The 24,408-nt window shown below is 72.1% G+C and carries 24 protein-coding genes and 1 tRNA gene; 8 read left to right on the forward strand and 17 right to left on the reverse strand.

Features of this window, described 5'->3' with window-relative positions; translation table 11 throughout:
• Positions 1-22 precede the first annotated feature (22 nt).
• Both ISG29_RS05900 and ISG29_RS05905 read left to right on the forward strand, forming a co-directional pair.
• Positions 23-709 carry a hypothetical protein gene (locus ISG29_RS05900; RefSeq protein ID WP_194502464.1) on the forward strand — a complete coding sequence of 229 codons (687 nt, stop codon included), beginning with the start codon at positions 23-25 and terminating at the stop codon, positions 707-709.
• A gap of 4 nt (positions 710-713) precedes the next feature.
• On the forward strand, positions 714-1,523 hold the full coding sequence (locus ISG29_RS05905) for a hypothetical protein (RefSeq protein WP_194502465.1): 810 nt from the start codon (positions 714-716) through the stop codon (positions 1,521-1,523).
• 74 nt (positions 1,524-1,597) lie between these two features.
• Here the strand turns inward: ISG29_RS05905 and ISG29_RS05910 are convergent, their stop codons facing one another.
• Positions 1,598-1,852 carry a hypothetical protein gene (locus ISG29_RS05910; RefSeq protein ID WP_194502466.1) on the reverse strand — a complete coding sequence of 85 codons (255 nt, stop codon included), beginning with the start codon at positions 1,850-1,852 and terminating at the stop codon, positions 1,598-1,600.
• Positions 1,853-1,877: 25 nt separating this feature from the next.
• On the reverse strand, positions 1,878-3,620 hold the full coding sequence (locus tag ISG29_RS05915; protein WP_194502467.1) for a sodium:solute symporter family protein: 1,743 nt from the start codon (positions 3,618-3,620) through the stop codon (positions 1,878-1,880).
• A gap of 230 nt (positions 3,621-3,850) precedes the next feature.
• Between ISG29_RS05915 and ISG29_RS05920 the strand changes: the two genes are divergently transcribed.
• Positions 3,851-4,549 (forward strand): YoaK family protein, encoded by a 699-nt coding sequence (locus ISG29_RS05920; RefSeq protein WP_194502468.1) that lies wholly within the window; start codon positions 3,851-3,853, stop codon positions 4,547-4,549.
• Between the two features lie 146 nt (positions 4,550-4,695).
• Here the strand turns inward: ISG29_RS05920 and ISG29_RS05925 are convergent, their stop codons facing one another.
• The 15 genes from ISG29_RS05925 to dcd all read right to left on the reverse strand — a co-directional run bounded on the left by ISG29_RS05925 (position 4,696) and on the right by dcd (position 20,661).
• On the reverse strand, positions 4,696-5,175 hold the full coding sequence (locus ISG29_RS05925; RefSeq protein WP_194502469.1) for a nucleoside deaminase: 480 nt from the start codon (positions 5,173-5,175) through the stop codon (positions 4,696-4,698).
• Positions 5,172-7,898, reverse strand: a complete 2,727-nt coding sequence (locus tag ISG29_RS05930; RefSeq protein WP_194502470.1) for a molybdopterin-dependent oxidoreductase — start codon at positions 7,896-7,898, stop codon at positions 5,172-5,174. Before ISG29_RS05930 ends, ISG29_RS05925 begins: the two co-directional genes overlap by 4 nt.
• Positions 7,895-8,689, reverse strand: coding sequence for an FAD binding domain-containing protein (locus tag ISG29_RS05935; RefSeq protein ID WP_194502471.1), 795 nt, complete (start codon positions 8,687-8,689; stop codon positions 7,895-7,897). The genes ISG29_RS05930 and ISG29_RS05935 overlap by 4 nt, the downstream gene beginning before the upstream one ends.
• On the reverse strand, positions 8,689-9,510 hold the full coding sequence (locus ISG29_RS05940) for a MurR/RpiR family transcriptional regulator (RefSeq protein ID WP_194502472.1): 822 nt from the start codon (positions 9,508-9,510) through the stop codon (positions 8,689-8,691). Before ISG29_RS05940 ends, ISG29_RS05935 begins: the two co-directional genes overlap by 1 nt.
• Entirely contained in the window at positions 9,507-10,775 is a 1,269-nt protein-coding gene (locus ISG29_RS05945) for an allantoate amidohydrolase (protein WP_194502473.1), read from the reverse strand. The genes ISG29_RS05940 and ISG29_RS05945 overlap by 4 nt, the downstream gene beginning before the upstream one ends.
• Complete coding sequence (locus tag ISG29_RS05950; RefSeq protein ID WP_235958600.1) at positions 10,772-12,016, reverse strand: pyridoxal-phosphate-dependent aminotransferase family protein; 1,245 nt, start codon at positions 12,014-12,016, stop codon at positions 10,772-10,774. Before ISG29_RS05950 ends, ISG29_RS05945 begins: the two co-directional genes overlap by 4 nt.
• A 276-nt stretch (positions 12,017-12,292) precedes the next feature.
• The gene (gene allB / locus ISG29_RS05955; protein ID WP_194502474.1) at positions 12,293-13,639 is read right to left on the reverse strand and encodes an allantoinase AllB; all 1,347 of its coding nucleotides are present in this window, start codon (positions 13,637-13,639) and stop codon (positions 12,293-12,295) included.
• Positions 13,640-13,642: 3 nt separating this feature from the next.
• Entirely contained in the window at positions 13,643-15,145 is a 1,503-nt protein-coding gene (locus tag ISG29_RS05960) for a nucleobase:cation symporter-2 family protein (protein ID WP_194502475.1), read from the reverse strand.
• A gap of 59 nt (positions 15,146-15,204) precedes the next feature.
• Positions 15,205-16,146, reverse strand: a complete 942-nt coding sequence (gene pucL, locus ISG29_RS05965; protein WP_235958601.1) for a factor-independent urate hydroxylase — start codon at positions 16,144-16,146, stop codon at positions 15,205-15,207.
• A 1-nt stretch (position 16,147) separates the two neighbouring features.
• Positions 16,148-16,471 (reverse strand): hydroxyisourate hydrolase, encoded by a 324-nt coding sequence (gene uraH / locus ISG29_RS05970; RefSeq protein WP_194502476.1) that lies wholly within the window; start codon positions 16,469-16,471, stop codon positions 16,148-16,150.
• Positions 16,468-16,983, reverse strand: coding sequence for a 2-oxo-4-hydroxy-4-carboxy-5-ureidoimidazoline decarboxylase (gene uraD, locus ISG29_RS05975; protein WP_194502477.1), 516 nt, complete (start codon positions 16,981-16,983; stop codon positions 16,468-16,470). Before uraD ends, uraH begins: the two co-directional genes overlap by 4 nt.
• A gap of 96 nt (positions 16,984-17,079) precedes the next feature.
• Positions 17,080-18,576, reverse strand: a complete 1,497-nt coding sequence (locus ISG29_RS05980) for an AtzH-like domain-containing protein (RefSeq protein ID WP_328828150.1) — start codon at positions 18,574-18,576, stop codon at positions 17,080-17,082.
• Positions 18,573-19,703, reverse strand: a complete 1,131-nt coding sequence (locus ISG29_RS05985) for an acetamidase/formamidase family protein (protein WP_194502478.1) — start codon at positions 19,701-19,703, stop codon at positions 18,573-18,575. The genes ISG29_RS05980 and ISG29_RS05985 overlap by 4 nt, the downstream gene beginning before the upstream one ends.
• A 26-nt stretch (positions 19,704-19,729) precedes the next feature.
• On the reverse strand, positions 19,730-20,032 hold the full coding sequence (locus ISG29_RS05990) for a TraR/DksA family transcriptional regulator (protein WP_194502479.1): 303 nt from the start codon (positions 20,030-20,032) through the stop codon (positions 19,730-19,732).
• 53 nt (positions 20,033-20,085) lie between these two features.
• Positions 20,086-20,661 (reverse strand): dCTP deaminase, encoded by a 576-nt coding sequence (gene dcd, locus ISG29_RS05995; protein ID WP_194502480.1) that lies wholly within the window; start codon positions 20,659-20,661, stop codon positions 20,086-20,088.
• A gap of 51 nt (positions 20,662-20,712) precedes the next feature.
• Here dcd and ISG29_RS06000 point away from each other — a divergent pair, with 51 nt between their 5' ends.
• The 5 genes from ISG29_RS06000 to ISG29_RS06020 all read left to right on the forward strand — a co-directional run bounded on the left by ISG29_RS06000 (position 20,713) and on the right by ISG29_RS06020 (position 24,386).
• Complete coding sequence (locus ISG29_RS06000; protein ID WP_194502481.1) at positions 20,713-21,504, forward strand: SGNH/GDSL hydrolase family protein; 792 nt, start codon at positions 20,713-20,715, stop codon at positions 21,502-21,504.
• 35 nt (positions 21,505-21,539) lie between these two features.
• Positions 21,540-21,615, forward strand: a tRNA-Gly gene (locus tag ISG29_RS06005).
• A gap of 372 nt (positions 21,616-21,987) precedes the next feature.
• Entirely contained in the window at positions 21,988-22,281 is a 294-nt protein-coding gene (locus tag ISG29_RS06010) for a hypothetical protein (protein ID WP_194502482.1), read from the forward strand.
• Positions 22,271-23,602, forward strand: a complete 1,332-nt coding sequence (locus tag ISG29_RS06015; protein WP_194502483.1) for a C2 family cysteine protease — start codon at positions 22,271-22,273, stop codon at positions 23,600-23,602. The genes ISG29_RS06010 and ISG29_RS06015 overlap by 11 nt, the downstream gene beginning before the upstream one ends.
• Positions 23,586-24,386, forward strand: a complete 801-nt coding sequence (locus ISG29_RS06020; RefSeq protein WP_194502484.1) for a hypothetical protein — start codon at positions 23,586-23,588, stop codon at positions 24,384-24,386. The genes ISG29_RS06015 and ISG29_RS06020 overlap by 17 nt, the downstream gene beginning before the upstream one ends.
• The last annotated feature ends 22 nt before the right edge of the window (positions 24,387-24,408 follow it).

The raw sequence follows: 24,408 nt of genomic DNA on the forward strand, positions 1-24,408 counted from the left end.
CGTAAAGGCGCAGTATTCTGTCATGGCGCTGACGGAGATACTGACGCTCAGCGAGGCCGCTCTCAGACTCGGGGTGTCGGAGCGGCGCGCCCAGCAGATGGCTGAGAACGGACAGATAACGCGGGTGGCGCGTGGCCTCTTCGACCGAACCTCCGTCGAGCGGCACCGGGCCGCGCGTGGCACTGGACTGACCCGCACGTGGGCCGAGCACACAGCCTGGGGAGCGGTCGCCCTCCTTTCCCAGGTGGCACCCCTCGGCCTCGGCGATACCCAGACCTACCGGCTCCGTGCCACCCTGCGCGAGATCACCGACCCGAGCGAACTGGCTGTCCGGTTTCGCGATCGTGCGACGGTCACGACGTGGGCCGGTCACCGTTCTGCCGTGCCCCGCCTTCGTGACGATCTCGTCGTCCCCGGCCGCAGCCGAATCGGGCTCGTCGAAGACGACACCCACGTCGACGGCTACATCCACTCCGAGCGCGTTCACGAGGTGGTGCGCCGCCACCGGCTGACGCAGGACGACTCCGGCGCGATCACCCTGCGGGTCACGGACAGCATCGCCGTCGACTTCTTCAAGGAGAGGCCGGCTTTCATGAGGACACTCGCGGGCATTGACGCCGCGACATCTCTCGACCCGCGCGAGCGCGGCGTCGGCACACGGATTCTGGCAGACCGCCTGGACCTGTTTCGCGAGAACTCCCTGAGGTAGCGCCGTGCCCACCGAGCGTCCCACCATCCGCGTAGCCGCCGCTCCTGGGGACTGGCCAGACCCATGGCCGAACGTCGCCGAGATCGCAGCGGTGATTCCCGCCGAGCAGTGGACCCTGGTCGGTGGCTTGATGGTCCAGATCCACTCGATCCACCACGGTCTCGGCGTCGTTCGACCGACGAACGACGTCGACATCGTTGTGCATGTCGAGACCTCTCGAGGAGTCGCCGACGAGACCGCGATCGCGCTGCGGTCGCTCGGCTACAAGCTCCGCCCCACCTTCGACCCTCGCGACAACACCGCCCATCGGTTCGTTCGGGGACACAGCAAAGTCGACCTAGTCACCGATCACCCCGGCGTGGATTCCGGCGACGCAGTCGAGGAGGTCGTCGACGTCCTGGTCGCCGACCACCACGCTCCTAGCGTCACCCAACGACTCGCTGGCCGCGAGATGGTCCGCATCGAAGGAGGCACGCAGGCGCTGCGACGCACTGTCAACGCGCAATTGGAGATCCAGGAAGGCGCTCTCACCACCATCTCGGTTCCACGCCCTCTCGGCGCCCTGATCCTGAAGGCCGCCGCCTACACGACGGACTCGCGCGACAAGGACAGACACCTCAACGACGCAGTGGCGCTGTTGGCCTGCATCGATGACCCGTTCGCGGACCGCGAGGAGTTCACCGGCTCCGACCGGTCCCGGCTCCTGAGCCTGCGACGCCGCCTCAGGCCAGGAGACATCTCCTGGAGCGTGCTCTCAGGCCAGTCCCGCATTGATGCGGAGGCCGCTCTGGAGATTCTCACTGCCAGCGATTGATCCGGCCGAGCCGAACGCCAGGTGTCGGTCGAGGTCGACGTCGTCGAAGCGGCCAGGCGGGATCGCCTTCCGGGCTACTCCTTCACCTCAGGCACCTTGACCGGCTTCAGCCGCGCCCAGGCGATGAACGCGACCCCGACGACGAGCATGACGAGCCCGCTCCACAGGTTGGCGTTGGGGCCGCCGGTCTTGTCGGTCTCGGGGTCGCCGAACAGGCCCATGAGCAGGCAGATGACGCCGTAGATGGTGAGCAGGGCGCCGATGATGTTGCGTATGTCGAACAACCCGGCGCTGTGGGTGCGACGGGACTCCACGGTGTTGGCAGGCATGGTGTGCTCCTAGGTGTCCGCTGCGTCAGAACGCGAAGTTGAGGGCGATGGTGATGACGCCGGCGATCACGGCCAGCGGAATGGTCCGGCGGAACCACGGCAGCGTCTTCTCGTGCTCGTCGACGAGATCCTCCTTGGGTGTCTCGGAGTAGACCAGCCCGCGCAGTTCCTCGACCGGCTTCGGTGCGGTGACCATCGACACGACGATGCTCAACACGACGTCCACGACGAACGCGGTGCCCGCGGCGACGAACGACGCACCCTGACCCGAGAGCGGCAACACCCCGAGCGAGACCGAGCCGAAGGCGTCCTCGGAGAGGAACGCGACGGCCACGGCCGACAGCGTGCCGGCCACCAGGCCGACCCAGCCGGCGGTCGCGGTCATCCGCTTCCAGAACATGCCGAGGATGAACGTGGCGAACAGCGGGGCGTTGAAGAACCCGAACAGCGTCTGCAGGTAGTTCATGATGTTCGAGAAGTTCGACGCCAGCAGCGACGTGCCGATCGCGATCACGGTGGCCGCCACGGTGGCCAGGCGCCCCACGCGCAAGTAGTAGTCGTCGCTCTGGTCCTTCACGACGTACCGCTCCCAGAGGTCGAAGCTCAGCACGGTGTTGAACGCCGAGATGTTCGCCGCCATGCCGGCCATGAACGCCGCGAGGAGGCCCGTGATGGCGACGCCGAGCAGGCCGTTGGGCAGCACTTCACGCATCAGGTAGATGAGTGCGTCGTTGTAGGTGATGGAGCCCTCAGCTCCACCGGCGACGCTCTGGCCGGCCTTGAAGTCCGCGATCTGCGGCACCAGCACCGCGGCGATCATGCCGGGCAGGATCGTGATGAACGGGATGAAGATCTTCGGGTAGGCGCCGATGATGGGCGTCTTGCGGGCCGAGGAGATGGAGTCGGTGGCCATGGCGCGCTGCACCTCGACGAAGTTCGTCGTCCAGTAGCCGAAGGAGAGCACGAAGCCCAGGCCGAACACGATGCCGATGACCGAGAGGATGTCGGAGGAGAAGCCGGTGAGCGCCGTGCCCGGCCACGAGTGGAGCTGCTCGGCTGCCGAGGCGACGCCCTTGTTCTGAGCGCCCTCGGTGATGCCCTGCTTCAAACCGTCCCAGCCGCCGACGCGCTTGAGGCCGAGCCAGGTGAGCGGGGTGAGCGCCGCGACGATGACGAAGAACTGGAGCACCTCGTTGTAGATCGCGGCCGAGAGTCCGCCGAGGGTGATGTAGGAGAGCACGATCGCGGCCGCGATGATCGTGGAGAGCCACAGCGGGATGCCCACCAGCGCCTGGATGATCGAGCCGAGCAGGTAGAGGTTGATACCCGCGATCAGCAACTGGGCGACCGCGAACGAGATCGCGTTGACCAGGTGGGCCCCCGGCCCGAACCGGCGGAGCATGAACTCCGGCACGGATCGCACCTTGGAGCCGTAGTAGAACGGCATCATCACCACGCCGAGGAACAGCATGGCCGGCACGGCGCCGATCCAGAAGTAGTGCACCGCCGGCAGCCCGAACTGGGCGCCGTTGGCCGACATGCCCATGATCTCGACGGCGCCGAGGTTGGCCGAGATGAAGGCCAGGCCCGTCACCCAGGCGGGCAACGATCGCCCGGAGAGGAAGAAGTCGACGGAGTCGGAGACCTGGCGCCGGGCCACGACGCCGATACCGATGACGAAGACGAAGTAGATCGCGACGATCAGGTAGTCGACGGGGTGCGCCGAGATGATCGTGTCGCCGGCGAGGGCGACGACCGGACTGGTCATGCTGGTCCTTCCCGTTCCCGCACGCCCCGTTGCGCACGGCAACTTCCGACCGTAGACCTCACCTGCCCCACGCGTCACCCCACCCTCGGGGTGGTCGGGCGGCCATACCCGTCGTCCATGCGCGCGAGCGCGTTCCTCCGACGTTCCCGGCGCGACGCCGCGCGTCCGACCAGCACCGCCACGGGCGGGCGACCCCGAAGTGACGCCCGCCACAGCTCTAGCCTCTCGCCATGGAACGTCTGGGCACCGTGACCCCCGAGCGCATGCACCTCGGCCTGATGTTGGCCCTCACCTTCGGCACCGGCATCGTCGACGCGGTCGGCTACCTCGGCCTCGACCGGGTCTTCACCGGCAACATGACCGGCAACGTGGTCGTGCTCGGCATGGGTCTGGTCGGCGCGCAGGATCTGCCGGTGCTCGGACCACTGCTCGCCCTGGCCGGCTTCATGGCGGGGGCCGCGACCGGCGGGCGGGTGCTCAAGCGGGCCACCGGCACGTGGACCCGCCTCACGACCGTGCTCTTCTCGTGCGTCGGGGTGTTGCTGCTGGTGCTGGCCGTGGTGCTGCTGGTGGTGGGCGAGGACGCGCCGAGACTCCTGGCCCTGGTCATCACCACGCTGCTCGGCCTCGCCATGGGCGTGCAGGCCGCGACGGCCCGGTTCGTGGCGGTCAAGGACGTCACCACCGTGGTCGTCACCTCCACCATCACCGGCCTCGCTGCTGACTCCTGGCTCGGCAGCGGCAAGGGGAGCGGTGCGGACGGCGGCACGCCGCGCCGCGTGGCCGCCGTCCTGCTGCTCATCGCCGGGGCGGCCGTGGGCGCGACGCTGCTGCGCTGGCACGCCGGGGTCGGGCTCCTGCTCGCCGGCGCCGTCGTCCTGGTCGCCACGTTCCTCGGCACCGCCCACTCCCGACTCCACCCGCGCTGACCGCGAGGGGTCGTGAATCGTCCCGCGAGGGGTCGTGAATCGTGCGGCGAGGGGTCGTGAATCGTGCGGCGAGGGGTCGATGGGCTGAAAACTGGTGGCAGGTCAGCTGAAAACTCGTGGCAGGTCAGCGGGAAACTGGCGGCAGGTCAGTAGTGGGTGCGGTGCTCGTCGGCGAGCCAGGTGCGGAAGGGGGCGAAGTCGTCGCCGGTGGTGACGTGGGCGACCGGCATCGACCACGTGGCGCGGTCGCGACCGAAGAGGTCGTAGAACTCGCGGTCGTCGAAGCCGCCCTCGGCGGCGTGGTCGCGGTCGGCGGCGAACACCACGCGGTCGACCCGGGCCCACAACGCGGCCGAGATGCACAGCGGGCAGGGCTCGCACGAGGTGTAGAGCACGCAGCCCTCGAGCGAGAACGTCTCCAGCGCCGTGCAGGCCAGGCGGATGGCGACCACCTCGGCATGGGCGGTCGGGTCGAGGTCGCGGGTGACCCGGTTGACGCCGGTGGACACCTCGGCGCCGTCGCGCACGATGAGCGCGCCGAAGGGGCCGCCGCCGGCGCCCACGTTGGCGGTGGCCAGCTCGACAGCGCGCGCGAGCCAGCGCTGGTCGTGGGGGTCGTGGGTCATCGGGTCTCCTCAGGCGTCGGGGGAGCGTTCAGCAGTCGCCAGACGCGGTCGCGGCTCATCGGCAGCTCGTGCGGACGCCGACCGGTGGCGTCGGCGATCGCGTTCGCCACCGCGGGGGCGACGGGGTTGTACGGGGCCTCGCTCATCGACTTGGCGCCGGCCACGCCGAGCGTGTCGTAGGTGTCGGCGAGCAGCACCTCGGTGTGCGGGATGTCGCCGATCTTGGGCATCCGGTAGTCGCGGAAGGTGCGGGTGCGCATGCGTCCGTCCTCGATGAGCAGCTCCTCTTGGAGCGCGCTGCCGAAGCCCTGGGCGACGCCGCCCTCGATCTGCCCGCGCAGCTGCTCGGGGTTGATGGCGACCCCGGCGTCGGCGGCGTGCACCGAGGCCAGCACGCGCACCTCGCCGGTGGCCGGAGCCACCGCCACCCGCACGCCGTGCACGTTGAACGCCACCGACCGCCGGGCGCCGTCGGCGGTGCCGGTGGCCGAGAGCGGCTCGGTGGGCAGCGCGCCTTCGCGCCGGTCGAGCCGCTCGCGCAGCGCGGTGGCCGCCCGGTGCACGGCGAGCCCGGCCACGACCGACCCGGCCGACCCGAACGCGCCCGTGTCGTAGCCGCTGGTGGCGGTGTCGCCCGACACCAGCCGTACCCGGTCGACCTCGACCCCCAGCGCCTGCGCGGCGACCTGGGTGTGCACCGTGGCGGTGCCGTTGCCGAACTCGGCGCTCCCGACGGCCACGGCCACCGAGCCGTCGACGTCCATCGTCACGGTCGCCTCGCCGTAGTGCCCGCGCGGCGGGATGGTCGCGATCATCGCGGCCGCGAGGCCGTCGCCGACCAGCCACTCACGGCCTCCGACGGGGGACGGCACCACCGTGTCGGCCCGGGTGAGTGCGGACTCGACGAGGTCGAGGCACAGGTCGAGTCCGTAGCTGCCGAACTCCAGGTCGGTGTCGGCCGGTCCGTTGACGACGAACTCGTCGCCCGGCACCACGGCGTTGCGACGGCGCACCTCGGCGGGGGTGAGTCCAGCGGCGCGGGCGAGGTCGTCCATCGCCTGCTCGATCGCGAAGATCACCTGGCCCAGGCCGTAGCCGCGGAACGCGCCGGAGGGAACCTGGTGGGTGTAGACCGCCTCGCCGTCGAGCCGCTTGTTGGCGCAGCGGTACAGCGCGATCGACTCGTGGCAGCCGTGGAACAGCACGCCCGTGCTGTGGTTGCCGTAGGCGCCGGCGTCGCTGAGCACGTCGACCTTCATCGCGGTGAGCACACCGTCGGCGTCGGCGCCCAGCTCGAGGGCCACGCGGAACGGATGCCGGCACGGCAGCGCCGCCAGCTGCTGCTCGCGCGACAGCTCCAGCTGCACCGGCCGGTGGTCGCCGCGCTCGGCCAGACGCAGCGCGGCCAGAGCGGCGACGTCCTCGACGAGCATCTCCTGCTTGCTGCCGAACCCGCCGCCGACCCGCGCCACCGCGACTCGCACCCGCGCGGGGTCGAGGTCGAGCACGTGCGCCAGCTCCTTCTTCACCAGGTGCGGCACCTGCGAGCTGGTGCGCACCGTGAGCGTGCCGTCGGGTTCGACCCACGCGCGCGCCCCGTGCGTCTCCAGCGCGGCCGGGCTGACCCGCGCCGTCTGCCACACACCCGCCACCCGGTGGACGGCGCCCGCGAGGCCGGCGTCGACGTCGCCCACCTCACCGTGGGTCTGCGCCACCACGTTGCGGCCCGGTTCGCTGATGCGAGACGTGGCCGCGGTCTTGTCGCCGTGCACCAGCGGCGCCCCGGGCGACCGAGCCAGCTCGGGGTCGAACACGGCGTCGAGCAGTGCGTACTCCACGCGCACCAGGGCGACTGCCCGCTCGGCCGCGGCGGCCGACTCGGCCACCACGGCGGCGACCCGCTGGCCGACGAAGCGCACGACGTCGTCGAAGAGGCGGGTGTCGTCGGGGTTGTCGAGGCGGCTCTCGTGCCGAGCCGTGGAGTACAGCACGTCGGGGGAGTCGGCGTGGGTGAGCACGAGCACCACGCCCGGCACGGCCTCGGCGGCGCCGGTGTCGATCGAGACGATCCGGGCGTGCGCGTGCGGGCTGGCCACCAGCGCCACGTGCAGCACGTCGGCCTCGGGCAGGTCGAGGGTGAACGGCTCCCGACCGGTGACGAGGCCGGGGCCCGCGGGGGCGGGCACGGAGCGGCCGAACGGCCCGCCCCCATTCCCATGGACGGCCCCATCGGCGGTCCCATCGGCGGCCCCACGGGCGGCCCCATCGACGGCCCCATCGGCGGTCCGGTCGACGGACCGCCCGGCGAGGGCGTCGCGGATCGACCGGTAGCCGGTGCAGCGGCAGAGGTTGCCCTTGAAGGTGCGCTCCAGGGCGCGGTCGTCGAGGCCGGGGGCGTCGACGGCGCTGGCCGTGACCACCCACCCGGCCGTGCAGAACCCGCACTGGAACCCGGCGGCGTCGACGAAGCGTTGCTGCACCTCGTGAGGCTCCTCGGGCGTGCCGAGGCCGGAGGCGGTGGTGACCTCACACCCCACCGCACGTACGGCCGGCGTGATGCAGGAGTGCACGGGCTCGCCGTCGAGCAGCACGGTGCACGCGCCGCAGTCGCCGGCGTCGCAGCCCTTCTTGGGCGCGGTCGCCCCGTGCTCGCGCAGCCAGGTGCGCAGGCACTGCCCCGGCACGGGCCGTGCGCTCAGGTCGGTGCCGTCGACGCGGGTCATCGGACCGGCCCTTCGACCAGGACGGACAGCACCTCGGCCGCCAGCACGCCGGTCACGGCGGCGCGCCAGTCGGCGGCCCCGTGCGGGTCGGCGAACCAGCAGTCGATGCCGGCCAGGGCCGGTTCGAGGTCGAGCATCCCGCCCAGACGCAGCACCACGGGCCGCGTCGTGGCACCGGTGACGGTGAGCACGAACGTGTCGGAGTCGGTGCGGCCGACGACCAGTGAGGCCGACCGTCCGTGCGGCGCCAGCGAGGTCTGCCGCACGGCCGTCGGCTGCGCCAGGGCGGACGCCGGCAGCTCGACCGCGCGCAGGATCTCGCCGGGCGCGAGGGTGGTCTGCCCCACGCCGCGCACGAAGGAGGCCACCGGCTCACGCCGCGTGCCGCCGTCCGGCTGCCAGACGACGGCGACGCCGTCGAGGGCCACGCACAGCGCGGTCATCGCGCCCGCGGGCAGGCCGAGGCAGAGGTTGCCGCCGACCGTGGCGGCGCGTTGCACCTTGAACGACATCAAGAGGGCGTCGGCGCACGCCGCCGCCAGCGTCGCCAGACCCGGATGCGGTGCCCGGGCGAGCTCGGCGATGGTGCAGGTGGCGGCCACGGTGATACCCGCCTCGGTCTCCGTGAGGGAGGGCCAGCCCAGGGTCGTGAGGTCGACGAGCCCGGTGGTGCCGGGCTGGGGCTCGGAGAACAGCCAGGTGCCGCCGGCCACCACCGTCTCGCCGGGCAGGAGGGCGAGGTCGGACCGGTCGGCGGCGCGACGCCACGCGCGGACCTCGACGAGGTCCATCACTCCACCTCGTGCATGCGGTCGTAGGTCGTGCTGATGCCCGTGACGCGGGCCCGGGCCGGCTCGCCGAGGTGCCGCAGCACGCCGTCGGCGAGCACGGCGGCCAGGCTCATCGCCGCCGCGTAGCTGTCGTAGGCGAGCACGCCGTGCACCTCGCACTCCAGCCACACCGTGTCGGTGGCGTAGCGGGCGGCGCTCGGGTCGGCCACCAGCACGATCGCGGCACCGGTGGCACGCGCCGCGGTGAGGAACGCCGCGAAGCCTGCGGGGCGGCGTCGGAAGCCGAGCACCACCAACGCGTCGCCGGGGCCGACGTCGGCCAGTTCCTCGCCGATGAGCTGGCCGGGCTGCGGTGCGAGCCGGACGTCGCCGCGCGCCTGCGCGAGCTGCTGGCGCAGGTGCAGCGCCACCGGGTAGCCGTTGCGCCACCCGACCACGCTCACGCGTCCGGCCCGGGCGATGAGGTCGACGGCCTCGCCGAGGGCCGGCTGGCTCACGGCCCGCCGCACGGCCTCGGCCTCCTGCGCCGCGTGACCCGCGGCGTCGGCGCGGGGCTCGAGCGCGCGCGGCTCACCGGCGGCGCGCAGGGCGCGCAGGTGCTCGCGCACCTCGTCGAAGCCGGTGTAGCCCAAACTGCGGAACAGCCTGCTCATGGTCGCCTTCGACACGCCTGCCAGGTCGGCCAGCTCGGCGGCCCGGTAGGTCGCCAGGTCGTCGAGGTGCTCCAGCAGGGTGGCGGCGGCCCGACGCTCCTGCGGGGAGAGGGCATCGCGATGCCGGGCGATCCGCTCGTCGATCGAGCCGGCGTCGAGCGTGGTCATCGTGCGTCCGATACGCGGGCGACCTTGAGCACCGCCTGCTCGAAGGCGTCGATGCCGCGGGCGACGTCGATCTCGCGCACGTCCTCGCCCGGGTGGTGGCTGATGCCGTCGAAGCAGCGCACGAAGAGCATGCCGATGTCGCTGACGGCTGCCATCGCCATGGCGTCGTGGCCGGCTCGACTCCACAGGCCGATCGGCTCGCTGCCGCCCATCGACGCCGTACCCGTCGCCCGGATGCCCTCGATCACGGCCTGCTGGAGCCACGGCGCGCACGGGGCGGCCGGCGCGGTGTGCGACTCGAACACGTCGACCCGCAGGCCGCGGGCCCGGGCCAGCTCGCGCATGGTGGTCTCGATCCGCAGCCAGGTGCCGTCGCGGGCCTCGTCGGTCTCGCCGCGCAGGTCGAGGCTGAAGACCGCCCGGCCCGGGATCACGTTGACCGCGCCCGGCGACACCTCCAGCCGCCCGACCGTGGCGATGGTGCCGTCGTCGATGGCCAGCCGCTCGATCGCGGAGACCATCTCGCTGGCGCCCACGAGCGCGTCGCGTCGGCGCTCGAACGGCGTGCCGCCCGCGTGCCGGGCCTCGCCGTGCACGGTGATGCTGAAGCGTCGGGCGCCGGCGATGGTGGTCACGAAGCCGAGCGAGGCGTCGGCGGCCTCGAGGTAGGGCCCCTGCTCGATGTGCGCTTCGAGGTAGGCCGTCAGCTCGTCCGGACGACGCGCCGCCTCGCCGACCCGCCGCGGGTCGAGCCCGAACTCCGTGAAGGCGTCGAGCAGCGTGGTGCCGTGCTTGTCGCGCAGCGTCCACCAGTCGTCGTCCCAGGTGCCGGCGACGGCCTGACTGCCGAGCAGCGCCTTGCCGAAGCGGGTGCCCTCCTCGTCGCTGAACCCGACGACCTCGATCGCGAACGGCAGGTCGGCCGCGCGGCCATCGGCGATCAGCCGCTCGACGACCTCGATGGCCATGACCACGCCCAGCATGCCGTCGTAGGAGCCCGCGTCGGGCACGGTGTCGAGATGGGAGCCGAGCACGAGGGCGGGTAGTCCGGGCAGGCGGCCCTCGACGCGGCCCCACTGGTTGCCGGCGGCGTCGACCCAGGTGCGTAGACCGGCCTGCTGCATCCAGGTCGCGGCCAAGGCGTTGGCGGCGGCGTGCTCGGGGGAGAGGTACACGCGCTCGAGAGCGTGCGGGAGCGAGCTGAACCGGTCGAGCTCGGCGCAGCGCTCCAGCGCACGGGTGGCCGCCGCGGTGGTCGTACTCATGCGCGCGCCTCCTCGTAGACCTCGCGAGCGGCCCCCACGCCACCGCCCGCGGTGACGCCGGCGCCGCCGGCGCGCAGCACCTGCTCGAGCGCGGCGAGGGTGGTGAGTACCGCGTCGTGGCGGGCGTTGTAGCCCATGGTGCCGATGCGCCAGACCCGGCCGGCCAGCGGACCGAACGACGTGCCGATCTCGATCCCGAACTCCTCCAGCATCGCGGTGCGCGCCGCCTCGCCGTCGATCCCGTCGGGAATGTGCACGGCCACGACATTGGTCATCTTGTGCGCGGTGTCGCCGAAGACCTCCAGGCCTAGGCCGCGGACGCCGGCCAGCATCGCCTCGCCGTGCAGCCGGTGTCGCGCCACGGCATCGTCGATGCCCTCGACCAGCAGCAGCCGCGCGCACTCGCGGGCGGCGTAGAGCATGCTCGTGGCCTCGGTGTGGTGGTTGAGCCGGCGCGGGCCCCAGTAGTCCATGACCATCGCCAGGTCGAAGTAGTTCGAGGCGATGCGCGCGCCGCGGGGCCGGTCGGAGTCGGTGGCGATGCCGGCCTCCACGTGCTTGCGGGCGTTGATCACGTCGACCGCGGCAGGTGAGAGCGTGATCGGGGCGCTGCCCGACGGACCGCCGAGACACTTCTGGAGCCCGGCCGTGACGACGTCCAGGCCCCAGGCGTCGGTCTCGAACGGGTTGCCGCCCAGGGAGGCGGTGGCGTCGCAGTAGAGCAGGGCGCCGTGGCGGTGCGCGATCTCGCCGAGGTCGGCCAGCGGCTGGCACATCGTGGTGGAGGTGTCGCCCTGCACCACGGCGAGCACCTTCGGGCGGGTCTGGGCCATCGCCTCGTCGATCTGCTCGGCGGTGAACACCGTGCCCCACTCGGCCTCGATGGTGTGCACCGCGGCACCGCACCGCTCGGCGATCTCGACGAGCAGGTGCCCGAACCGGCCGAACACCGGCACGAGCACCCGGTCGCCCGGCTCGAGCAGCGACACCAGCGCTGCCTCGATGCCGGCCCGGGAGGTGCCGTCGACCAGGAGCGTCTGCTCGTTCTCGGTGCGGAACACGCCTCGATAGAGCGCCATCACCTCGTTCATGGTGGCGGTCATGAACGGGTCGTACTGCCCCACCAACTGCGCCGACATCGCGTGCAGCACCCGCGGGTCGACCGTGATCGGACCCGGACCCATCAACAGCCGGGGCGGGGGGCTGATCGGTCCGGGCAGCTCTGCTCCAGGCGACGTCATGACCCCGACCCTATGAAACAGGAGTTTCGCGAGTGTTTCACCCAGGTACCACCCCGCTCACCCGTCACCAGTTTTCCGCTGACCTGCCACGAGTTTTCCGCTGACCCGTCACGAGTTTTCACTCCACCTGCCGCGAGTTTCAGCTGCCGTGAAAACTGGCGGCAGGTCACGTGAAAACTGGCGGCAGGTCACGTGAAAACTGGCGGCAGGTCACGTGAAAACTGGCGGCAGGTCACGTGAAAACTGGCGGCAGGTCACGTGAATACTGGCGACGGGTCAGCGGGGGCGGGTGAGCATCCGGCCCCAGTCGTGGTCGGGGCGCTCGACGTCGATGGCGTTGCCGCGCACGACGGAGCGGGTGACGCGCCCGCCGTAGCGCAGGCCGTCGTAGGCCGAGATGGGGTTGCGGTGGGCCAGCCGGGTGGCCTCGATGCGGAAGTCGACGCCGGTGTCGTAGACGGCGAGGTCGGCGTCCGCCCCGACCTCGATGCGGCCCTTGTGCGCGAGGCCGACGAGGTCGGCGGTGTTGCGCGACATCCATCGGACGACGTGGGGCAGGCCGATGCCGCGGCGGCGGGCCTCCTGGGCGATGGCGCTGAAGCCCACCTGGAGTCCCGACACGCCGCCCCAGGCCTGCTGGAGGTCGCCGTCTCCCTTGAGCTTCTCCTCCGCCGTGGCCGGAGAGTGGTCGCTGACGATCATGTCGATGAGGCCCTCGCGCAGCGCCTGCCACAGCGCCTCGCGGTTGCCGGCGTCGCGGATCGGGGGGCAGCACTTGAACTGCGGGGCGGCGTCGGGGATGGTCTCGGCCGCGAAGCACAGGTAGTGCGGGCAGGTCTCCACGGTGACGGGAAGGCCTTCGGCGCGGGCGTCGGCGATGAGGTCGAGCGCGCGGGCGCTGGAGAGGTGCAGGATGTGCACCCGCGCGCCGGTCTCGCGGGCGCCGTCCAGCACCTGCCTGATCGCGTCGACCTCGGCGGCGTCGGGCCGGCTCAGCACGAAGTCGCGATAGGAGCGACTGGGAGCGGTGGGCGCGGCGTCGAGCACCCCGGCGTCCTCGGCGTGCACGATCATCAGCCCGCCGAACGCGGCGACCTGCTTCAGCGCGGCCGTGAACTGCGGTGGCGACAGCGGTGGGAACTCGTCGACGCCCGAGGCTGAGAGGAAGCACTTGAAGCCGAACACGCCGGCCTCCCACAGCGGCTCGAGGTCGGCGAGGTTGCCCGGCACCGCGCCGCCCCAGAAGCCGACGTCGACCATGAGCTCTCCGAGCGCCGCCTCCTGCTTCACCCGTAGGCCCTCGAGCGTGGTGGTCGGCGGGATCGAGTTGAGCGGCATGTCGATCAACGTCGTCGCGCCGCCCAGCGCGGCCGCCTCGGTGGCCGAGACGAACCCCTCCCACTCGGTGCGTCCGGGCTCGTTGATGTGCACGTGCGTGTCGACCACGCCGGGCACCACGTAGGCGGTGTCGGGCACCTTCAGCACGAGGCCCTCGAAGGCCGGGTCGGCGACGTGGTCGACCGGCTCGATGCCGGTGATCCGGCCCTGGTGGAACGTCACGGTGGCGGGCCGGAACTCCTCGCCGACCAGCACGCGCTGGCCGGCGACCGCGTCGATACGCATGGGTTAGCTGGACTCCTCGGGTGGCAGGACGGGACGGCCGGCAGTGAAGCTACCGCCTCGAGCGAGGACGTCGGCCTCGTCGGCCCGCACCTGGGTGGCGGGCGCCGCGGCGACGTCGGTGGGATCCTTCGGGGTGCCCGGCAGGAGCACGTTGAAGAAGAGGTTGAGCACGAACGCGACGATCGCGGCGGCGCTGATCTCGGAGTCGAAGACGGTCTGCCACCAGTCGGGGAACGCGCCCCAGAACTGCGGCCACGCGATCGGGACGACGCCGAAGCCGATCGCGGTGGCCACGATGATCATGTTGTTGGTGCCGTCGTAGTCGACCTTGCCGAGCGTGCGGATGCCGCTGGCCGTGACCGACCCGAACAAGACGATGCCGGCGCCGGCCAGCACGGCCAGCGGTAGCAGGCCGACCACGGCGGCCAGCAGCGGTGAGAGCCCGAGGATCGCGAGGACGCCGCCGCCGACCGCGACCGCGTACCGGCTGCGCACCCCCGTCAGCGCGACCAGTCCGACGTTCTGGGCGAAGGCCGTGGCCGGGAAGGAGTTGAACAGGGGCGCGATCGCCGAGGAGACCATGTCGGCGCGCAGCCCCGCCGCGATCCGCTTGTTGTCGACGTCGGTGCCCACGACCTCGCCGACGGCGAGGATGTCGGCCGTGGTCTCGACCATGATCACCAGCACCACGATGGTCATCGAGACGATCGCGCCCCACGCGAAGACCGGGGCGCCGAACGCGAGCGGTGTCGGGATCGCGACGATCGCGGCGTCGCTGCCGTTCCAGGTGGTCTGGCCGGCGAGGGCCGCGACCACCGTGCCGACCACGAGGGCCAGCAGGATCGCCAGGCGCGAGAGCATCGGCGTCTTGGCGAACACCAGCACGAGCAGCAGCGCGACCGCGGCCAGCGCTACGGCCGCGCCCGAGGCGCTGGGCTCCTGGCCGGTGACCCAGCCGCCGGCGACGGGCAGCAGCGAGAGGCCGATGACGGTGATGACCGACCCGGTCACCACGGCGGGGAAGAACCGCACGACGCGCGAGAAGACCGGCGCGATGACCAGCCCGATGAGCGTCGAGACGATGACGGCGCCGAACACGACGCGCAGCCCGCGCTCGCCGTCCGACTCGGCCGTGACGATGGTGATCATCGTCGAGACCGAGGCGAACGAGATGCCCTGCACGAGCGGCAGGCGGGAGCCGAAGAACGGCACGCCGATGGTCTGGAGGATGGTGGCGAGGCCGCTGACGAACAGCGCGCCCGAGACGAGCAGTGCGGTGTCGGACGCCGAGAGCCCGGCGACGCCGCCGATGATGAACGGCACCGCGATGACGCCGCCGAACATGGAGAGGATGTGCTGGACGCCGTAGCCGAGCAGTTGCGGCGGGGGCAGCATCTCGTCCTCGGGGCGACCGGTCGTGCCGGTCGTCAGGTCGGTTGTTGGGGCTGGTGTTGGAGCGGTGGTGCCAGTGACGCTGCCTTCGTGGTCGTGCTCGTGGTGGGACATGGCGGGATCCCCCGGATGGCTGGGTGCTGCCGAAGGTGGCAGCCGTGGACGGTGTCGGTTCAGCAGAAGCCGGGCACCGTTGCCCAGGCCTCGGGCGCGGCGGGCTCGCCCTCGCGCTCGATCGTGGCCTCGATCAGCCCGTAGGGCCGGTCGGCGGCGTAGAACACCTCGCCCGGGTTCTCGAGGCCGAAGGGCTCGAGGTCGACGAGGAAGTGGTGCTTGTTGGGGCAGGACATCTTCATCTCGGCGACGGCGGGGAAGGCCTCGAGCACGGCCCGACCGGCCTCGAACATCGTCTGCTGCAGCGCGAGGCTGTGCACTCGGGCGAAGGTCGCGAGGATCGTGTCGCGGATCCCGGCGTACAGGTCGTTCCAGTCGGTGCCCCCGCCGTCCGTGGCGCCCGGGCGGTAGCGCCACCACGCGGTGATCGACGTCGCGAGGATGCGGTCGTCGGTCTCGACCAGGGTGGTGAAGCGGTCCCGCGGGAAGCCGTGGAACTCCGACCCGGTCGACTTCAAGACCGTGCAGTCCTGGAGGCCGGCGAGCACGTGGGTGGTGTCGCCGTGGATCTGGACGACGGCGGTGCGCACCTCGCGACCGCTGCGCACGAAGGCGTGGTCGTGGGGCTGGCCGTCGACGGCGATGCGCTCCCAGGCGTACTGCTCGGCCGCCCACCGGCCGCCACTCACCCACGCGAACTCGTCGACGAAGTGCCGGCCCAGCGTGGTGAGGAAGGCCTCGGGCGAGCCGACGCCGTGCTCCTTGGCGAAGCCGTAGACGGTGTTCTTCTGGGTGTCGGTGGCCACGACGCTCGCGTTGTCGCCCTCGGTGTAGGCCGTGGTGAAGTCGCCTCGGAGCTGGGAGGTGACGTTGAGATCCTCGATCTCGTGCACGGCGGTGTCGCGGGTGACGCGCACCAGCCGCACCTCGGCCTTGCCGTACTGGTTGGCGCCCAGCCTGATCTCTCCCGGCGGCATCTCTCCCGGCTGGCTCTCGGCCATGTCAGCTCCCTCGGTAGGTGGTGTAGGAGTACGGGCTCAGCAGCACCGCCACGTGGTGGTGCGACAGCGCGGGGTCGACCGCGAAGGCGACCGTGACCTCGGGGTAGAACGTCGCCCGGCCCGACGCGGCGAACCACGCGCCGGTGTCGAAGGTGAGGGTGTAGGGGGCGGCGTCGAGGCTCACCTTTGGGCGGGCCCGGCCGTCGTCGTCGGTCGTGACCTCGGCCAGCGTCGTGCCCGCGGCGTTGCTGAGGCGGACGACGAGGCCCGCGGCCGGCCGGCCGCGCTCGGCGTCGAGCACGTGGGTCGAGAGCGTGCTGCTCATCGCGCGCCCACCCCCTCGGTGACCAGGCCACGCAGCCGCAGGACGGCGATCTCGGCGAGCTCGCCCGCGGTCACGGCGAGTTCGTGGTCGGGGTCGTTCGCCAGCCGCTGCTCGAGCTGATGGAGGATCTCGGTGGCGCTGCGACCGGCGGCGCGGATGAGGAAGATGCGGTCGAAGCGCTCCTCGTAGGCCCGGTTGCCGGCGGCGATGCGGGCTTGGAGTTCGTCGTCCGAGAGACCGGTCACGCCGCCCTGCTCCGAGCGAGACAGTGCCGCCGAAGCGTCGTCGCCCGCGGGTCGCTCGCCGATGCGCGGGTGGTCGGCGAGCGCCGCGCTCACCTCGGCCGGCGTCCAGGTGGCGGCGTGCGCTCGGGCGGTCGCGAGCAGCGTCTCGAGGTCGGCGTAGGGCCGACCCGTCACGACGGCGTCGACGAAGCGGTCGATGTCGACGCACGGCCGCACCGCGGTGGCAGCCTCGGCCACCCCCAGTGCGTTGAAGTCCTGCAGGTCCATCGTCTCCGCCCTCCCGGTCCCCGACGCTAGGCGTCGTGTGTGAAGGATGATCGAAACACGCGTTTCATCTCCGTTTCGATGCCGGCGCTCCGGCGGTCAGACGCGGGAGGCCACGAAGGCCAGCAGGTCGCGGTCGCGGCCGGGGGCGGCGAGGAGCGTGGCGGCGCACGGCAGGCCGTCGGCCGTCTCGAGCGGGACGGCGACCGCTGGCAGGCCGCCGAGGCCCGCCACGCAGGTCAGCCGCAGGGTGGCGTGGCGCACCGCCTGCACGTCGTCGCCGGGCCGCGGCGCGACCGACGAGGTGGCCGGCACCACCACGAGGCGGTCGCCCACCCGTTCGCGGATCTCGGCGCGGGCGCGGTCGACGACCGTGCGGGCGGCGTCCGCCTCGTCGGCGCAGACGCGGGAGGCGCTCTCGAAGCGCCCCCGCACGTCGGCGCCGAGGGTGTCGAGGCGCGGCTTGAGCCAATCGCCGTGGGCGCGCCACGCCTCCCACGACTGCAGCGTGCTGAAGGCGCCGAGCCAGCCGCCCAGGTCGTCGAGCCCCCAGCCCTCCCGCGCCGCGCCCCACCGGGAGGCCGCGGTGGCGACCACCGACCCGACGTCGGGGGTGGCGAGGTCGAGCAGCTCGTCGACGAGCACGAGCTCGGTGCCGCCACCCGGCGAGGGCGGCAGCAGCACGTCGCCGACGGCCTGCAGCAGCGCGGCCGAGCGGGTCAGCCACCCCACGGTGTCGAACGACGGCGCGAGCGGCAGCAGGCCGGTGCGGTCGACGGCGTCGTGCGTGGTGCGGATGCCCCACAGGCCCTGGTAGGCCGCCGGCACCCGGATCGAGCCGCCGGTGTCGGTGCCCAGCCCGATACTGGCGTGGCCCAGCGAGACCGCCGAGGCCGAGCCCGAGCTCGACCCGCCCGCGAGTCGGTACGGCGCCCGCGGGTTCGGCGGGCTGCCCCAGTGTGCGTTCTGTCCGGCCAGGCTGTAGGCGAACTCGTCGGTCTGCGCCAGGCCCCGCACGTCGGCCCCTGCCGTGAGCAGCTGCGCGACCACCTCCGCGTGCGCCGGCTCCGGTGCGGACGCCGCCAACCAGGCCGGGTTGCCCGCGCCGACCCGGTGCCCCGCGACGGCGTAGAGATCCTTGACCGCGACCGTCTCCCCGGCCAGCGGGCCCGCGCCGGAGCCGGCGACCAACGGAGCGCCCACCTCGCGCCAGACCCGGGTGTCGAGCGCCGGGGCCGGCACCATGACGTGCGCCGCGGTGACCGCCCAGCCGGTGGGCAGCCGGGCCCAGGTCTGGGTCTGCAGGCCCCGGCCGCCGCGCGCGAGCTCGGTCTCGGCGACGATGGTCGCGTGGTCGTCGTCGACCACCTGCACGTGCGCGGCGAGCACGGTGCGCCGGGGCGCGCCGCCGCGACCCCCGCGGAACGCGCTGATGGTCTCGTGGCCGACCAGCAGCCCGGCCGCGTCGCCGCGCAACGTCGCCGGCCCGGGGGCGAAGAGGCGGTCGAGGGCCTCGAGGTCGTCGTCCATGAGGGCGCGCTCGTAGGCCCAGAAGGCGTCCATCAGACCCTGCGGCAACCCGTCCGACGCGCTCACCGGGCCACCTCGAAGTCGCCGGTCCGGATCCGCGCGTGCACGCCCTTGACGACGTCGACGACCTGGGAGATGTCGAAGTCCGTGGCCGCGGAGAGGTAGGCGTAGGCCATCCGCGGGTCCATCCCGTAGCGGGCGCCGAGCAGGCCGATCGCGGCGCGCACGCAGTTCTGGACGGCGACATCGAGGTCGACGTCGAGCCCGGTCGGCACGAGGTACTCGGCCGTGCGGGCCAGCGGGCCCACCTGCTCGCCGAACTCCCGCACCGCCTCCTCGCGGGGCACGACGTCGAGCCGCACCGTCGCCCGCAACGAGGCCTCCATCGCGGTGAGGGCCACCTCGCCGTCGCCCTGCGCGAAGTGCGGGTCGCCGACGTAGGCGAGGGCGCCGTCGACCTGCACGGGCAGGTAGAGCGTGCTGCCGACGGTGAGCAGGTTGATGTCGATGTTGCCGCCGAACGGGCCGGGCGGCACCGAGTGCGGCCGCTCGTCGACGGCGACCGCGACGCCCATGATCCCGAGGAACGGCGCGAGCGGGAACGACACGGTGGGCTCGGCCCCGGGCACGAGCGGCAGCAGGCCGCGGGTGCCGTCGTCCGAGACGCTCGCGAAGGCGCTGAACACCTCGCCGTCGAGGGGGTACTCGCGGGGCAGCGCGCCCTTGGCGTGCCGGTTCGAGATGACGCCGTAGGGCACCCGCGGCAGCGTCTCGACCACCGTCATCGCGAGCAGGTCGCCGGGCCGGGCGCCGCGCACCGCCACCGGCCGCGACACCACGTGCGGGCCGTCGACGCCGAACGTGCGCGGGTGGGTGTCGTCGCCGGACGCCGCCAGCGCGGCCGCGTCGTCGAGCACCTCGGTCGCGCCGTGGCCACCGAAGAAGGCGCGCGGGTCGCGGCCCTGGTCCTCGAGGATCCCCTCGTGGCTGATCGTGTCGAAGGTGACCTCGGTGCCGGGGTCGACCGTGAGCACGGCGGCGTCGACCGCGCACGGCAGCCGCCCCCACAGCACGTGCTCGGGCGTGCTCGGCAGGTAGGTGCCCGACCGCACCGGACCGGCACCGGGCTGCAGGGCCGAGGGAGGGGCCGAACGAGGGGCCGAACGAGGGGCCGAACGAGGGGCTGCTGACATGGGGCGCAACCTACGGAACGCGTGTTTCAGCCGTGTGGCGTCGCGCAGCCCACGCACGTCGCGGCCGCCGGACGCACCTCGAGCCGGGCTGCCGGGATCGGCTCGCCGCACCGCTCGCACGTGCCGTAGGTGCCCGCGTCGAGCCGGGTCAGGGCCTCCTCGAGCGCGGACGCACGGCGCTCGAGCTGCGCGGCCACGGCCGCCGCCTGGGCCCGCTCGAACGCGATCGTGGCGCCCTCGGGATCGTGCTCGTCGTCGACGTTGGCGGCCTCCCGCGCCTCGGCGATCGCGTCGAGATCGGCCCGCAGTCCGGCCAGCCGACGGTGCATGTCGGCCCGCTCGGCCTCGAGCCGTGTGCGGGCCGTGCCGTCGCCGGCGTCGCTCAGATCGACGTCCGGTGGAAGCTCTGGAACGACCGCGAGGGGGTGGGTCCGCGCTGGCCCTGGTACCGCGAGCCGTACTTGCTCGAGCCGTAGGGGTGCTCGGAGGGCGAGGAGAGCCGCAGGAAGCAGAACTGGCCGATCTTCATGCCGGGGTAGAGCTTGATCGGCAGGGTGGCCACGTTGGCGAGCTCGAGGGTCACGTGACCCGAGAAGCCCGGGTCGACGAAGCCAGCGGTGGCGTGGGTGAGCAGGCCCAGCCGCCCCAACGACGACTTGCCCTCGACGCGGGCGGCGATGTCGTCGGGCAGCGTCACGACCTCATAGGTCGACCCCAGCACGAACTCGCCCGGGTGCAGGATGAAGGGCTCCTCGCCCTCGACCTCGACCAGACGCGTCAGGTCGGACTGGTCCTGCGCCGGGTCGATGTGCGGGTACTTGTGGTTGTCGAAGACGCGGAAGAACTTGTCGAGCCGGACGTCGATCGACGACGGCTGCATCATGGCCGGGTCGTACGGCTCGAGCGCGATGCGCCCCGCGTCGAGCTCGACGGTGATGTCGCGGTCTGAGAGCAGCACGGGCGTGAGCCTAGCCGCCCCCGTTTCCCGCTGACCTTCTATGGTCGGGGCATGGCTGAGTCGCCCAGGTTCCTGAGATACGTCGCGGTGGGCGACTCGTTCACCGAGGGCGTGGGCGACGACGACCCCAGCCGCCCGCATGGCGTCCGCGGCTGGGCCGATCGGGTGGCCGAGGTGCTGGCCGCGCGCGATCCTGCGTTCGGCTACGCCAACCTCGCGATCCGCGGCCGCAAGCTCGACCAGATCCTGGCCGAGCAGATCGAGGCGGCGATGGCGCTCGAGCCCGATCTCGTGAGCATCTACGCCGGGGCCAACGACATCCTGCGCCCGCGCGTCGACCTCGACGCCCTGCTCGCCAGGTACGACGACGCCCTCGCGCGCATCGCCGCCAGCGGCGCACACCTGGTCGTGTTCACCGCCTTCGACCCCGGCGGCTCCGCTGTCTACCGGCCGATCCGCCCACGCTTCGAGCGGTACTCCGACTTCGTGCGCGACGCCGCCGCCCGCCACGGGGCGACCCTGGTCGACTACTGGCACCTCACCGAGTTCCGCGACTGGGGCTACTGGAGCGAGGACCGTATGCACATGGGCACCCCCGGCCACGCCCGGATGGCGGCCGCCGTGCTGGACGCCCTCGGCTTTCCCCACGACCTGCCGGACGTCGCGCCGTCGGCTCGCGCGCCCGGCGGCCTGCGCGCTCGCGTGGCCGCCGACGCGGAATGGCTGCGCACGGGCGCGCTGCCGTGGGTGCACCGCCGCCTCACGGGACGGTCCTCCGGCGACGGACTCTCCCCACGCTGGCCGATCCCCGTGCGACCGGCCGGTGCCGACTCCGGCACGTGATCGTCTAGGCTGACCCCGGCCTCCCACGAGGCCCTGCGGATGTAGCTCAGTTGGTAGAGCGCGACCTTCCCAAGGTCGATGTCGCGAGTTCGAGTCTCGTCATCCGCTCCATACCTCCAGTTCTGTACTCAGGGAAGGTCGCGCTCACGAGCGCGACGCGGTGTTGGACGCTTCGGCAAGGTCGATGTCGCGAGTTCGAGTCTCGTCATCCGCTCCATACCTCCAGTTCTGTACTGAGGGAAGGTCGCGCTCACGAGCGCGACGCGGTGCTGGACGCTTCGGCAAGGTCGATGTCGCGAGTTCGAGTCTCGTCATCCGCTCCATACCTCCAGTTCTGTACTCAGGGAAGGTCGCGCTCACGAGCGCGACGCGGTGTTGGACGCTTCGGCGAGGTCGATGTCGCGAGTCCCAGTCTCGTCATCCCGCCCCCACACACGCCGGGGCGCCGGTTTCGCGGGGCAACCCTCCGGGTAAAGGCCCCGCATGCGCGACAAGCTGAAGGTCACCGCGGCGGCGGTGCACGACCTGACCAGCGACCTCGACCGGGTCGCGGCGGGGTTGAGTCCGCGGGTCTGCCACGACACCTCCGGTTTCGCCGCGCCCGACGCCGTGAGCGCGGCGAGCTCGGCCGACGAGGGATTGCGCACGATGTCGACCGCGTTCGTCGACGACGCCGAGGAGGTCGCCACCTACGCCGACCGCTTCCTTCGCACCATGCTCGCCCTCGACAAGATGCTCGCCGAGCAGGCGGGGAAGGGAGGCGGAGGTGGCCACTGAGTCGCAGCTGCTCGCAGCCCGCCCAGACGACATGGTGGCGCTGGGCGACGACTTCCACCGCAGCGCCCAGCGCTACACCGACGCCGCCGACGAGATCGACAAGGCGGCGGCGCGCTTCGCCGAGCAGAACGAGGGCAGCGCCGTCGAAGGCATCGCCTCCGCAGTGCAGGCCTACGCGAAGTCGCTGCGTGCCCGCGTGCCCGAGCTGGAGCAGGCCAGCCGGCTGATGCGCGACTACGGGCACGACGTCCGCGAGATCCAGGTGAAGTACCGATCGGCCAAGGCCGACCTCGAGACCGCCGAGGCGCACTACGCGACGAACAACTCCCTGCACGAGAAGGCGCTCGACGTCGTCCAAGGCGGGCTCGGTGTGCTCGGCGGGATCCTCGACGCGGTCGGGGCCGACGGTGCGGCCGAGGATCTCCGCAACACCGAGCGCGCCCTCCGCGCGGCCGAGCAGGCGGTCGACGACGCGCAGGCCAGGGTCGATGCGCTGCTCGCCCGGTACTCCGAGATCACCGAGACCTTCTCCAACACCCTCGCCGGCATCGACTTCGTGTACGCCGTCGCCCGCCGCGACCTCGACGATCCCGGCCTCACCGAGGACTCCGGCCTGACCTGGAAGGACTTCTGGGAGAAGCCGCTCTTCGGCACCGACGGCGTACCCGACATCGACGACGTCTCGCAGGGTGGCGTGGGCGACTGCTACTTCCTCAGCGCCATCATCGCGATCCTCAACATGCCCGGCGGGCCCGAGAAGATCCGCGACATGATCGAGCGCAACCCCGACGGCACCTTCACCGTGCACTTCGCCGACGGCGACGTGACCGTCGACGGTGAGATCGCCGTCGACGCCTCGGGCAACGGCGGCTACGCGCACACCAGCGACGAGCGCGGCTACTGGGTGGCCATCCTCGAGAAGGCGTTCGCCCAGCGAGGTGGCTCCTACCCCGACATCTCCGGCGGGTTCCCCGACCAGGCGCTCAGCGAGGCGTTCGGCGTCGACATCGGCAGCCACGGGCACGACGCCGGCGACGTGCGCGACCTGGCCGACCAGGTGTCGCAGGGGCAACCCGCCGCGGTCGCGGTCGACCTGCACGACCTCGACCCCGCCTCGTTCCCCGACGAAGGCGCCAACCACGCCCTGACCGTCGTGGGCACCTATGAGTCGAACGGGGTGCGCTACTTCGTGCTCCGCAATCCGTGGAACGCACAGAACTACCAGGGCCACGCTCCTGGTGGCCGCGAGGTCGACTACGGCAGCACCCTCACCCTCACCGAAGACGAGCTGGAGCAGCTCGCCTATGCGACCTACTACTAGGGCCCGGACGACGCCCGCCGCTGCGGGTGTCATCCTCGCGGTGACGCTCGGCTCGGCGTGCGGCACCGACAGCCCCGACCCCCAGCCCGCCCCGACCCCGACGGGAGCCACGATGACCACCGCGCCGGCCGCGACCAACCCGCTCACGACGAACCTCAACGCCTTCACCCACGCCGGTCTGCTCTTCGTGCTCGCGGGCGCCGAGCCGGGCACGAACGAGGTCGACCTGCGCGGCGTGATCGACGTCGACGGCCACGCCGGGGTGCATCGAGGCGACTCCGTGTCGCTCGAGTGGCCCTACCGGATCCCACAGAAGTCGGCGCACCGCGATTTGGTCGTGCCGGTCGAGCTCCAACTCGACGGCAGCTACCGCGCCACCTCCGCCGGCCTCGACCAGCGCTCGGCGCTCCGCCTGCTGGCGGGGCTTCCGGAGTCCGACCCGACCCCCACGCACGGACAGATCCGCACGGCCTTCGAGCAGGCCCCCGCGGTCGGCTCCTACGCCTGGTCGGCGGACCCGGAGTCCGACGGGCGTTCCGTGCACGCCACGCTCCAGCACGCGTTCAAGGGCGATCCGCCCAGCGAGGTCGAGTTGCGCGCCCCCGACACCGACGAGCCGGGGGGTCCGTGGACCTTCCTCGACGCCGCTGCCACCGGCGCCCAATACGGCACGGTCTTCTTCGACGACAGCACCGGCTCGCTGCGACCGAGCTACTCCTTCCTGCCGTGGCAGGTGGTCGACTCCGATCTCACCGCCCTCGGACTCGTGCCGATGCCCGAGTAGCCCGCGGACGTTCGGGCGCTCG

Origin of the sequence: Nocardioides acrostichi, assembly GCF_015319165.1 — a bacterium.
Lineage (GTDB): Bacteria > Actinomycetota > Actinomycetes > Propionibacteriales > Nocardioidaceae > Nocardioides > Nocardioides acrostichi.